Annotated in this window: 7 protein-coding genes; all 7 read left to right on the top strand. The window is 43.9% G+C overall.

The genetic code is table 11. From position 1 onward, the window contains the following. Positions 1 to 23 precede the first annotated feature (23 nt). The 7 genes from GNIT_RS18250 (at position 24) to GNIT_RS01670 (ending at position 13,257) form a co-directional block, all read left to right on the top strand. Entirely contained in the window at positions 24 to 4,703 is a 4,680-nt protein-coding gene (locus tag GNIT_RS18250; RefSeq protein ID WP_014107380.1) for a LamG domain-containing protein, read from the top strand. 200 nt (positions 4,704 to 4,903) lie between these two features. Further along, a complete protein-coding gene (locus GNIT_RS01645; RefSeq protein WP_014107381.1) occupies positions 4,904 to 5,947 on the top strand; it encodes a rod shape-determining protein in 1,044 nt (347 codons plus the stop codon). 25 nt (positions 5,948 to 5,972) lie between these two features. Then, positions 5,973 to 6,872, top strand: a complete 900-nt coding sequence (gene mreC / locus GNIT_RS01650) for a rod shape-determining protein MreC (RefSeq protein WP_041246256.1) — start codon at positions 5,973 to 5,975, stop codon at positions 6,870 to 6,872. Further along, positions 6,869 to 7,345 (top strand): rod shape-determining protein MreD, encoded by a 477-nt coding sequence (mreD, locus tag GNIT_RS01655; protein WP_014107383.1) that lies wholly within the window; start codon positions 6,869 to 6,871, stop codon positions 7,343 to 7,345. Before mreC ends, mreD begins: the two co-directional genes overlap by 4 nt. 1 nt (position 7,346) lies before the next feature. Further along, positions 7,347 to 7,931: a Maf family protein gene (locus GNIT_RS01660; RefSeq protein WP_014107384.1), complete on the top strand. Its 585-nt coding sequence runs from the start codon at positions 7,347 to 7,349 to the stop codon at positions 7,929 to 7,931. Then, positions 7,928 to 9,394 (top strand): ribonuclease G, encoded by a 1,467-nt coding sequence (rng, locus tag GNIT_RS01665; protein WP_014107385.1) that lies wholly within the window; start codon positions 7,928 to 7,930, stop codon positions 9,392 to 9,394. Before GNIT_RS01660 ends, rng begins: the two co-directional genes overlap by 4 nt. Then, positions 9,391 to 13,257 (top strand): YhdP family protein, encoded by a 3,867-nt coding sequence (locus tag GNIT_RS01670; protein WP_014107386.1) that lies wholly within the window; start codon positions 9,391 to 9,393, stop codon positions 13,255 to 13,257. Before rng ends, GNIT_RS01670 begins: the two co-directional genes overlap by 4 nt. The last annotated feature ends 37 nt before the right edge of the window (positions 13,258 to 13,294 follow it).

Here is a 13,294-nt window from a genome sequence, read left to right on the forward strand (position 1 = left end):
AACGGCAAAGGATACAGATTGTCATGATTAACAGTATATGGACAAAAAAGTTAGCCACTAAAATGATGTCTATTATTTTAGTCGCATTATGCTGCTTACCAACCGCACGTGCTCAGCTTACCGGTAATTTGCATCTTGATAATACTTTTGAAGCTTATATTTCTACCAACGATTCGGTGCAGGGCACATTAATAGCCTCCGGTACAAACTGGCCGACAATGTATGTATTGGCAAGCCCCTTAGTTCCAGGACAAGACTATTATTTGCATATCAGAGGTACTGATGAAGGTGGCGTAGCGGGCTTTTTGGGTGATTTTCAAATCGTAGGAAGTGACCACACATTCTCCAATGGTTTAACTACGCTTAGTACTAACACTACCAATTGGTTTGTCAGCAAAACCGGGTGGAATAGTTATTCGAATGTAACGGCTTATGGTGTAAACGGAGTCGCACCTTGGGGAACTAGAACTGGCATTAACCCAAGCGCGCAGTGGATTTGGTCGTCTAATAATGATGCTGACAACCTGGTTTATTTCACCACGAAAATTTCGGCCAGCACCAATATAGCGCCTTTAGCCGAGTATCGCTTTGAAGAAAGCACTTGGAATGGAAGCGCCGGAGAGGTGCTCGATAGTACGGGTAATGACTACCATGGCACAGTTAGAAACGCTTCCATACAAGAAAATTCGTCGCCAGCATTACCTGGGAATCCTGGTACATGCGCATACGTCGCACAAGACCGAGGTTCAATTCAAGTAAGCGGACTACCCTTGGACACAAGCACCTTGGGCGTAAAAACCACCGTTACATTTTGGATGAATTGGGATGGCACTGACAGTGTTATGCCAATTGGTTGGAATTTTCACGATCTCTGGATCGTTGCCGGTAGCATCGGGTTTAACACTTGGAATGATGATGTTTATGGTCTTTCAAGCGCTGGCTTAGCTAATACTTGGCGTCATGTTGCGGTTGAATTTACTAACGGCAACGTTTTAGGTAATCGAATATTTATTGATGGGGAGGAAAAATTACTCTCACAACAATACGGTGCCCCCAATAATGCCCGTGCATATGTGAACTCAGAACTGCGTATTGGGGGCGTAGCCAACAGCACTGCTTATAATTTTAGTGGATTATTAGACGAAGTCAGAGTGTACGAAGGTGCGTTAACAACGGCGCAAATTAATGCCATTATGGCGGAAACACATCCCTGCATAACTCCGGCTCCTATTCTCGAATATCGTTTTGACATATGTAGTTACGATGCAACGCCTGGAGATGTTTTCGATCAAACTGGCAATTTTAACGGCAGTTCGAATGGCGTGCTGTCCTCGTCGAATGAAAACATTATCAATCAATCTCTCGATTTAAGAGAAAACAATACAAGTGATTGGGTTTCGGTGCCGAGCAACGCAGTTGATGGCTTGGATGATTTTTCAGTGTCGGTATGGTTTAAAACCGCAGTTAATAAAAATCAACAAGAGATACTCCACGCACTTGGTAACAATAGGAACGATGACGAACTAGAAATACACCTGAGAAACAACAATACCGTGGTTGTTAAAGTAAGGGACGTGGAACGCTCATTAACCAGCAGTATTTTGTTGACAGACGACAATTGGCATCATTTGGCAGTAGCGAGAGAAGACCAAAACATATGTTTGTTTATTGATGGTGCACAGCAAACCTGCACTACCAGTGCAAGCGCAGGTGTATTATCCGTTAACAACGCCAACGCAATAGTAATTGGTCAAGAACAAGACCAATTTGGTGGTGGTTTTAGCACAGCACAAAATTTCGAAGGACAGCTAGACGAATTTAAAATATACGATGTCAGATTATCAGACAGTGACGTTACCAGCATTTACGTAAATGAATTGGCTGGCACCAACTATGACGCTAGCGCCCGAGATGCGGTCAATTGTGACTCTATTTGCACTGTGCCTGGCACCCTTAATGCGGTAGGTATTAGAATTGGAGGTGGTGGCACCGATACCCAAATCAATTCCATAACCGAAGCTTTGAATATTCACGCCGGTTGGTTAGGAGCTGGCTCACCTGCATCGGGTTTAATAAATGGTGGTGTCTATAATGTTGCGCAAAGTGGTTCAAGTACGGTTGACCGCATCGACTTTGGCGGTGCGCAACGCACTTTTGCAGGTACGCTAGCCTATCCAGGCTTCGGTGCCGTGGGTAGTCAAAATCTTTCGCATTTTTTAGTACACTCGTCGGGCACTATCAGTTTAGCTGCTGGTGATTACACGATTTATGTTGAGAGTGACGACGGCTTTAGTTTTGTCATGGAAACGCTGTCCGGTGATCCGATAGTATTCAACAAATTTGGCCTCTCAACTGCAGGGGCTAGCAATGAGCTGCGCTTTGAAGGTCCAACTGGAAACGCACAGACAGGTGGGTCGTTCAGCTTAACTCAGGACTCAGTGTTTTCTGTTGCGTCAATATTTTTTGAACGCGACGGCGGTGACTTTATGGAGGTTTCGATTTCAAATAGCATTCGTGCTTCTGCTCCGCCATCAGGCTACGAGATCCTGAGCGATGGTGCGCTCAGCGGTAAGGTGACATTTGGATGCCCAGTCATTTCGCAAATAAATCACTATCAAATCATTCACGACGGGCAAGGTCTCACTTGTGCTGCTGAAACCGTTACTATTAATGCGTGTACCAATGCCTATGATGGCTCATGTACACTGAGTAATGAAGCCGTTACCTTAGATGTTCGAGCAACGGGTTCTACTTCCGTTGTAGACACTATTAGTTTCGTAGGAACGGGTAATGCAAGCATTCCCTACACAGTTGCTGAGACCGTTGTTTTATCTCTGGAAAATGCATCGATAGCTGCAGCGAACCCTGTCGTATGTTCCGACGGCAGCTCAAACAGTTGTAGCCTAGCGTTTGCAGATGCCGGCTTTAGGTTTCTCAATGGCAGCACTGGTTTGTCTGACATTATTAGCAACCAAATATCGGGAACGACCTTTCCATTAAGAGTGCAAGCGGTTCAAAATAATGATGGCGTTTGTGAGGGGCTATTTAGCGGAGATAAGAGCATTAGCCTTTCCCAAGAAAACGTCGATCCCAGCGGTACTGCGGGTCTAAGCTTTAGCGTTAACGGCATTGATATTGCCAAACGCCCAGGTAGCACAGTAACTACTTTAAACTTTGGTGCCGATAGTATTGCTAATATCCCAACCCCTATTTATCACGACGCTGGGCAAATACGCTTGCACGCTGACTATAACATCGGCGGTATCACTTTGTCTGGCAACAGCAATACGTTTTGGGTCAGTCCAGCTGAACTCGTTGTTAGTGCAACCTTAGGCAGTAATGCGCTAGATGGTGCAAGCGCAACGGCAGCTCGTACTCATAAAGCGGGCGACGACTTTGAACTTAGCGTTACTGCTTTCAACAGCCAAGGTGTTATTACGCCTAATTACTCACCAGGAAAAATACAGTTCAGGCTGCAGCGCACTGGCCCAACCCTGAGTGATAGTGTCGATGGAGCATTAACTTACGCAGCGGCGTCAATATTGACAAGTAACGCGAGTCCTGTGTTCCAGGACGTTACTCTTAGCAATTTTGCGCTAGGTGTGTCTTCTTATACTGGCGCTTACTATTCCGAAGTGGGACTCATTAATCTAGATGTCCAAGACAGCAATTATGGCAATGCGGGTATCGTTATTCCTGCTGCTGCAATAAACGTAGGCCGATTTATACCAGACCATTTTAAGCAAACGGTAGCTGATAATGGTTTCTTTGCGGCTACATGTAATGCAACAACGGCATTCACTGCTTATAGCGGTCAAAAAGACGAGGCGACTAATAGTATCGGTGCAATTTCATACTTAACTAACCCAGTAATCGCAATAACGGCTTACAATAAGCAAGGAAACATTACCCGAAACTACTATCAAGATAGTCAGGGAAGCGTCAATGACTTTATGAAACTCGATGTTGCCAATGTAAGCATGAACACACCGACCCTTGATCAAGTCGCTGTGGGTGTTGATACCAATCTACTACCGTTGACGGCGAATATGAGCCAAGGAATCTTGAGCCAAAATGATTTGACCGCTCTGCCAGGCGTTGTCGCTTTGCCGAAAGGGGTCTTGCACTATCAACTTTCAGATGCCGATAATTTTTTCTATAACCGGTCTGCAAATGCACTAGTGGCGCCATTTACTTCTGATATTGATTTCTCTGTCGCAGCGATTACAGATGCAGATAACGTTAACGTAACGACAACCGTTGCTGCATCACCAACAGGTGTCGAAATCCGATTTGGGCGCTTGGTATTGGGTAACAGTTTTGGTCCTGAAACGTCAAACTTCCCCCAGCCTATGCAGCTAGAGCACTTTGACGGTACAGGTTTTATTGTTAGCTCAGACAATAATTGCTCCAATTATGATGCAAGCAAGATTTCCCTTACGAATATTAGTTTAAACCCTGCACTCACTTCTAAACTGGGTGGGACTGGGAGTTTTCAGTTAGGTAAAACCCAAGCAATCGAACTTCGAGCACCCGGAGCGGGAAATCAAGGACAAATAGGTGTTTCATATGATGCCTACGATTGGTTAAACTATGATTGGGATAATGATGGTGTTTACGACGATAGCCCCTCTGCGATAGCCACCTTTGGGGTATATCGAGGCAACGATCGAATAATTCATTGGCGAGAAGTCTTTGAATAGTAAAACCGATAAGCGGACAGAAGTTTTTAATGCTTATCGCTCTTTTACGTCTAATAATAGTCGGCATTGCTTGCCCTTATTAAAAGGCGTTGGTAAAGTTACGGGATTAGCCCTATAATCCTGTTCTAATTGCACGCGGGTTCTATTTTCGGATGAATTCGTGGGCCTAAAAAACAACAAAAATAACGCAAAGGCATTCCATGTTTAAAAAGCTTCGAGGCATGTTCTCAAACGACCTTTCGATCGACTTGGGTACAGCGAACACGCTTATCTATATAAAGGATCAAGGCATTGTCCTAAATGAACCCTCGGTAGTGGCGATTCGCCAAGAGCGCGCGGGTGGCCCCAAAAGTGTTGCTGCTGTAGGTCATGAAGCAAAGCAAATGCTAGGCAGAACGCCGGGAAATATTAAAGCTATTCGCCCAATGAAAGACGGCGTTATTGCCGACTTTTATGTGACTGAAAAAATGCTTCAACACTTCATTAAGCAAGTGCATGATAATAACTTCCTCAGACCAAGCCCTCGTGTGTTGGTTTGTGTGCCCTGTGGTTCAACACAAGTAGAGCGTCGTGCAATTCGTGAATCAGCACTTGGCGCTGGTGCTCGTGAAGTATATTTAATTGATGAACCTATGGCTGCTGCAATTGGTGCTGGATTGCCAGTATCAGAAGCAACCGGCTCAATGGTGGTCGATATTGGTGGTGGTACAACAGAAGTCGCTATTATTTCACTGAATGGTGTTGTGTATTCATCATCTGTCAGAATCGGCGGTGACAAGTTTGACGAAGCCATTATCAATTATATTCGTAGGAACTTTGGTTCACTCATCGGTGAGGCTACTGCTGAGCGAATTAAGCACGAAATTGGTACAGCTTATCCTGGTGAAGAAGTTAAAGAAATTGAAGTACGTGGTCGTAACCTTGCTGAAGGTGTTCCTCGCGGCTTTATACTCAACAGCAACGAAATTTTAGAAGCGCTTCAAGAACCGTTATCGGGTATTGTAAGCGCGGTCATGGTTGCTCTCGAGCAGTCACCACCAGAATTAGCGTCTGATATCTCCGAGCGCGGAATGGTGTTGACAGGCGGTGGCGCACTATTAAAAGATCTCGATCGTTTGTTAATGGAAGAAACTGGTATTCCAGTTGTTATCGCTGACGATCCACTCACTTGTGTAGCTCGTGGTGGTGGTAAAGCTTTCGATATGATTGACTTACACGGCGGCGACTTATTTAGCTATGAATAAGGCTTGGCGTTAGCCCTTATCTAATATGAATGAAGTTTTTGCACGTGGTCCAAGTTTATCCGTTAGGTTAGCCTTCGTTTTGTTGCTATCCCTGGGTGCTATGATAATAGATACCAAAGTAGATAACTTTGCCACGGCAAGGACTTATTTGAATTCGATGGTAAGTCCGTTGCAGTACATTGCTAATTTGCCCGGTGCTATGCTCAGTTGGAGTGCAGATCGATTCACGTCCCGCCAACAATTGCTTGAAGACAATGAAGAGTTAACCAATCAGGTTACTTTGATGAGCGAGCAACTCCAACGCTTTCGAATTTTAGAACAAGAAAATAAAAACCTGCGCAAGCTTCTTGACGCGCCTGTGCGCGACAGCATGCATAAAATGATCACGGAGCTAATGGCCGTTGATACAAACCCCTATAGTCATCAAATTGTGATAAACAAAGGTGCCATCGATGGCGTATTTGTAAGTCAGTCGGTGCTAGATGATTCTGGCATCGTCGGCCAAATTTCTGAAGTAGGAACAACTAACAGCAGAGTCTTATTAATTTCTGATGTAACACATGCCATTCCTATTCGAATTGAACGCAATAACGTTCGATTTATTGCGGTGGGTGACGGTAGTTTGGACTCTATGCAATTGCAGCACGTGCCGCACAGCGCTGACATCGAAATAGGGGATGTTATCGTTTCGTCGGGTTTAGGAGAAGTTTTTCCTGAAGGTTATCCGGTAGGCACGATAAGCAATATTGTGCGCAACGAAAGTCGGCCTTTTGCGGAAGTGACAGCAACGCCGCTAGCTAAGTTAGACCGTATCAAATATTTGCTGCTGCTTTGGCCTCAAGAAATGGCTCCTTCCGCTGCAATTCCGCCAGATGCCGATTTAAATGATGAAATGCCGCTTGAAGATCCAAAGGGAAAGCAATGAAATTAAATCAGATGCTAATACCCGCGAGTATTGTTGTTGCATTTATTTTACAGATTATGCCCATGCCTGCTTCCATTGACGTTTACCGTCCGGACTGGTTGCTGCTTATTTTATGTTATTGGACTATGGCCTTGCCGAATCGAGTGGGCGTTGGAGCAACCGCCGTTTGTGGCATAGTCTTGGATGTGCTCTACGGTACGTCTCTAGGTGTACATAGCTTCGCTATGGCTATTCCAGTTTATTTAGTGGCGGCTAACTATCAACGTTTTAGAAATTACAGTGTGGTGCAACAAGCCATCATGATTTTTATTCTTTCTATGCTGTATCACATGGTTGTGTATTGGTTGCAATATTGGCTCACCGGCGTGCAGTTTAGATTTGAGTTTCTCTGGCCCGTTATTACCTCTGTGTTTCTGTGGCCATGGTTGTTTTGGTTTTTAAGACGCTACCGCAGATTACTTCGAGTCACTTAACATGGCGAGCGAGCGTGACTTACCCAGAGTCATTCTAGCGTCAGCATCTAGCCGCCGCCATGAACTTCTATCCCATATCCTAAGCAACTTTGAGGTCCAAACTGCTGATATTGATGAAACGCCAAAATCAGATGAGTTACCGGCTGCACTTGTTGGGCGTTTAGCAAAATCAAAAGCACTTGCAATTTGGCATAAAAACCCCGACGCAATAGTTATCGGGGCTGATACTATTGTCACCCTCGGTCATGAAATCTTTGGAAAACCCAAAAGCCAAAATGATAGTATAGCTATCTTAAAAAAGCTGTCCGAAAAGCGTCATACGGTCATGACCGGAGTGGCCATAATTAGCGCAAGCAAAAATTTATCGAAAGTAGTGAAAACTGAAGTCGAATTTGCTTGTCTATCTACTAAGCAAATACAAAATTACTGGCAAACGGGCGAGCCTCAAGACAAGGCTGGTAGTTACGCGATCCAAGGAATTGGGGGTAAATTTGTTAAGCAGATTACTGGCAGCTATAGCAATGTTGTAGGCCTACCCTTAGTCGAAACACAATTAATGTTAGCAGAAATGGGAATACATGAATGAGCGCAGAGCTGTTAATTAACGTGACGCCATCAGAGTCCAGAGTCGCTTTGATCGAGAATGGTATTTTGCAAGAAATACACATAGAAAGGGACACTAAAAAAGGCATAGTCGGCAACATCTATCGAGGTAAAGTGAGCAGAGTGCTACCAGGAATGCAGGCGGCATTTGTCGATATCGGCCTAGATAAAGCCGCTTTCCTGCATGCTTCAGACATTGCGGTGCACGATGAAATTGCCGCTGAGGTATCAGAAACAGCGATAGAAAAGAAGGACATCAGAGAGCTAGTAAGAGATGGACAAGACATCGTTGTACAAGTGGTTAAAGACCCTTTGGGAACCAAAGGTGCACGCCTAACTACCGACATAACTATACCTTCACGCTATCTCGTATTTATGCCTAACGTGACTCACGTCGGTATTTCACAGCGCATTGAGGATGAATCTGAACGTTTACGCTTAAAGAATCTAGTTGAGTCACTATGTGATGAGAACGGTGGGTTTATTCTGCGTACCGCAGCAGAGGGTGTTTCAGAAACTGAGTTGCATCAAGATGCCGATTTTTTACGCCGCCTATGGGCAAAAATTCAATCTCGTTTAAAGCTAAAAAAATCCCACGTGCTTTATGAAGATCTCCCCCTAGCAAGGCGAGTACTGAGGGATTTTGTGGGCACTGAACTTGACCGTATTCGAATTGACTCAAAGCTTTCTTTTACTGAGCTGCAGCAGTTCACTAAAGACTACGTTCCAGAATTAAGCAGCAAGCTTGAATACTATAAAGGTGAACGCCCAATTTTCGATCTGTATGATGTTGAAAACGAAGCCCAGCGGATACTCGAAAGGCGAGTTGATCTTAAATCAGGTGGTTATCTCATCATTGATCAAACCGAAGCGATGACTACGATAGATATTAATACAGGCGCTTTTGTTGGCCATCGAAATTTAGAAGAAACAATTTTTAATACCAATATTGAAGCCACCCTTGCTATCGCAAGACAGCTACGTTTACGTAATTTAGGCGGCATGATACTTATCGATTTTATCGATATGATGGAACAAGATCACAAAAGACGAGTCTTACATAGTCTCGAAGGAGCAATGAGTAAAGACAGAGCGAAGTCAAATATACATGGTTTCACAGCTCTGGGGCTTATCGAAATGACTCGTAAGCGCACACGGGAAAGCCTCGAACATATCCTCTGCGGCGAGTGCCCAGCATGCAAAGGACGCGGCAGTATTAAAACGGTTGAAACGATTTGTTTCGAAATTATGCGTGAAATTGTTAGGGTCAATCGAGCCTACGATGCCGACAAATTCGTGGTTTACGCATCATCTATTGTCGCAGATGCATTGTTGGGCGAAGAATCTCATATGTTGGCCGAGCTAGAAGTGTTCGTGTCCAAGCAAATCAAAATACAGACGGAGTTGTTGTATCATCAAGACAAATTTGATGTGGTAATGATGTGAAAAAAGTATCCAGTGTAGCAACTTATATTGTCCGAAAACTATGGACCCTCATCGCAATTACGCTAGTCGTATTTGCTTTGTTGATGAGCCTGTTACGCTATTCTCTTCCATATTTAAACGACAAAAAACAGATCTTTGAAGACTTTGCTCAAACAGAGTACGGCGTTGGCCTAGAAATTCAGTCAATTTCGGCCTCTTGGCAGGGCGTTGGGCCTGTACTCGTGCTCGAGGGAGTTACTCTCGAGCAGAGTGAAAAGTCACCTATTGAGCTCAATATCAACAACATTTATGTCGAAATTGATTTTTGGGACTCGCTGCTAACGCGGCAGTTTTCATCAAAAAACTTCAGTTTAGATGGTCTCGTTTTGGACATAGATCTGCAGCAAATGGAAAGTTCTAACAACGACTTTCCGATTCTAGACGCCTTAGAGGGGCTATTCTTAGAGCAGTTGCAAACCTTCTCCTTGGTTAACAGTGAAGTATCGATTAGTGGCGCAAACAATCGTCAATCTTTTGATATTGCTAACTTGTCATGGATAAACAAAGGAGAACGTCACCAAGGTTCTGGGCTTATTAGTGTGTCAGAGCTTGCAACTAACTCGGCAGTATTTGTTATTGATTTGAAAGGCCGCGCCGATAATTTCGACGGAACTATTTATGCCAAGGCTGATGAGTTAGACGTATCGCCGTGGATCAATGAGTTTTCTGCGTTAGAGAGTGAACTACTCGAAGGTAGAGCAAATTTTGAGTTTTGGGCTGATATCAATCGCAAATCTATCACCAAGGTTTACGGAAATATAAAGCCGACTCGATTTATTTGGAAGCAAGACGAGGTTGATTTAACTAGCGGCATTGAATCCGGTATTTTCGTTGCCCAGCCGGCAGATAACAAATGGCTATTTAACGTGAAAGACCTCACGCTATCAGTCTATGACAAAACCTTAAAGACAAATTGGAAAGGGTCTATTTCCAAACAAGGTGAGATACAGGTTCAAGCCGCAGATAGTTTTGAAATTTCACCGCTTTTACCCATTGTCGGCTTGTTTAATGGCGGTCTTCTTGAACAATTCAACGCTATCCAGCCTACCAGTACTATTTCAGATTTAGCCTTTCAGAAAAGACCCAAGGGAGTTTCTGCTCACTTTAAAATGCATGATATTCAGTGGAGTGCGAGTGACAGCGTGCCGGGAATTAAAGGTTTGCAGGCTGAATTTTCATGGCATAAAAACATAGGTTCGATTCAACTTATAGGTAAAGATGTAGCGATTGCTGCGGATAATATTTTTCCAGAGGCATTGAGTATCGACAACGTTAATTTGCCTATTCAATTTTATCAAAGCGATGATTCATGGATTGTATCTTCTGCATCAGGCGTTATTGCACTGCCTGAAACAAGCATTTCGCCAGTCTTTGAATACCAAATAGATAACGCCTTTCTATCCTTGGCTGCGGATATTGGCGAATTGGACGTTTCCCACATTCGACGGTTTCTTCCCTTAGAACCTTTTCTTGGTAATGGTGTTAGCCAGTATTTGAACAATGCGTTTTATGCCAATGGAAAAATAGAGAGCGCTCAAGTGCTTTGGCATGGTGCGTTTAGTCAATTTCCGTTCGATCAAAATCAAGGAATATTTCAGGCTAATGTGGCGATTAAGCAGGCAGACTTCTCGTTTGCAAGCAATTGGCCAGGCATTACAAAGCTAGACCTTAATCTCGCGTTTGAAAACCTAGGTTTATCTATGCAAAGTTCAGAGGCCGCCTTAGGCAAGGTTAGAATCTCGACTCTCAGGGCTTACATCCCGCTATTGACCAAGGGTGCTGACCTAATAATAGAAGCGATGGCGACAGGCACTGGTGATGAGGTTTCTAACTTGCTAAAAAACAGCAGCTTGTCAGAGGGTCTTGGTAAAATTTTAAGTAAGGATATTCTTGTTAGCAACAGGCTAAGCACACAGTTATCCCTTCATATCCCATTAGATGCGCCTGAAAATACATCGGCAAGCGGCATTGTTAGGCTGCCTGATAACGATGTGCAAATTCCTAGTTTATTGTTGCAGCTCGACAACGTCGATGGACGGGTTATTTTCGACAACGACAAAGTAGTGTTCTCCGATTTAAAGGCGAACTTACTCGGTCAACCGATTATTGCTGAGTTTAATGGTGCTAACAGTGATACTGAATATCGTTTCAACGTCGGACTTGATGGAAATTGGGATCTAAGCCCACTGGTTCCTTATGTGAGCGACGAGCTGGGCGAGTACGTTACTGGACGCGGAGCTTGGAGTTCATCGATCAATGTTGCTATTGGAAAAGAAGATTTTTCGTACATGGCAACGCTATTTTCCAAGTTGGACGAGGTCAATTCTATTTTGCCTCCCCCCTTTGATAAAATAAAGGATGATAAGAAAACCCTCAAATTAGAGGTCAATGGCAATCCTCAAGCCTCTAACATTACACTCGCATTCGGTGAGCAGGTAAAGTTTGACGGCATATTGCCGCATAAAGAACTGCAGTTTAGCCGAGCACATTTAGCTATTGGTGAAACAGACTTTGTCGGGCGGGGCGTCGGTTTTAGTATCAGCGCAAACTTGCCGCAGATACGCTTAGGTCCATGGTATCAGAGTATTTCAGCATTGTTGGCAGGTGTTTCCAAAGATAGCCAAACAGATCGAAAACCGATTTTCGACGCACCTCAACGCATATTCATTGAAACCGAAAACTTGATATTAGCCGGTCAAACACTGACAGATGTTAATGCGACTGTTAAAACAGTGGACAGCAATTGGATACTTGATGTCGTATCAGACGAAGCCAAAGCACAAATTACCTTTCACAATCGTTGGGTAGAGGAAGGGATTGAGATTGACGCAGATTTTGTCCGTTTTGATAACTGGGTGGAACAAGACAAGCAGGTAAGGCCAGAAATAGAACCGCAAACTTTGCCTCGCATTAGATTGAACTGCCAAGACTGCCGAGTATTTGGTAATCGTTTAGGCCAAGTTAAATTTGAAAGCTTTCCAAATGATGACGGTTTAAGAATAGAAGATATTCAAATTAATGGTCCGAATGGCCAAGTTCATGCAAACGGTCAATGGTATAAACGAAACGGTGATCACTATACGTTTATTAATGGTGACTTGAAAAGTGACGATTTCGGCGAGTTCCTGAAAGATTTTCAATTCGATTCAGGGATTAAAGACAGTGAAGCGGTCATGGACTACGCCTTTACGTGGAAAGCCTCCCCTTTCGACTTTTCATTTGACTACTTAGACGGTGAAATGCAGTGGGAATTAACTGACGGTTATATTACTGAACTGAGCGACAAAGGGTCACGTATCTTTACTTTATTGAGTTTAGACTCGCTCGTTCGAAAGCTCAGTTTAGATTTTAGAGATGTATTCGCGAAAGGGTTTTTCTACGACGAAATGCAGGGTAGCGTGCAAATTACCGAAGGTAAGGCTGATACGCGGGATACCAAGATAGACGGCGGCGCGGGTGAGATGGAAATATACGGCTACACTGATTTAGTTGCTAGAGAACTCAACTATAATGTTAGTTTCACGCCTAACGTCACTGGTAATCTGCCAGTACTTGTCTATTTTATGGTAAACCCTCCGACGGCTCTTGCTGCACTCGCATTAGACCAAGTATTGACCTCAGCCAAAGTCATCTCTAACGTCAATTACAGCATCACCGGTACGTTGGAAGAGCCTATTTTAATCGAAACGGGAAGAGAAAGTACCGAGGTTGCTCTTCCTGCCAGAAGAGACGAATTACCTGAAGTTGACCAAGGCTTTGTTCCACCTACATCAGAAGACACCCTGATGATGGATGTAAATGATGGTGAACAAAAAGGATCGTAGTTAGCATGATATTATGTATCTCAAATATGAATTTCAC

Source organism: Glaciecola nitratireducens FR1064 (genome assembly GCF_000226565.1).
Taxonomy (GTDB): domain Bacteria; phylum Pseudomonadota; class Gammaproteobacteria; order Enterobacterales; family Alteromonadaceae; genus Glaciecola; species Glaciecola nitratireducens.

Bases quoted from the DNA above. Each gene is read 5' to 3' on its own strand.
- GNIT_RS01645 (WP_014107381.1), top strand. From the start codon at position 4,904: ATGTTTAAAAAGCTTCGAGGCATGTTCTCAAACGACCTTTCGATCGAC.
- rng (WP_014107385.1), top strand. From the start codon at position 7,928: ATGAGCGCAGAGCTGTTAATTAACGTGACGCCATCAGAGTCCAGAGTC.
- GNIT_RS18250 (WP_014107380.1), top strand. From the start codon at position 24: ATGATTAACAGTATATGGACAAAAAAGTTAGCCACTAAAATGATGTCT.
- mreD (WP_014107383.1), top strand. From the start codon at position 6,869: ATGAAATTAAATCAGATGCTAATACCCGCGAGTATTGTTGTTGCATTT.
- mreC (WP_041246256.1), top strand. From the start codon at position 5,973: ATGAATGAAGTTTTTGCACGTGGTCCAAGTTTATCCGTTAGGTTAGCC.
- GNIT_RS01660 (WP_014107384.1), top strand. From the start codon at position 7,347: ATGGCGAGCGAGCGTGACTTACCCAGAGTCATTCTAGCGTCAGCATCT.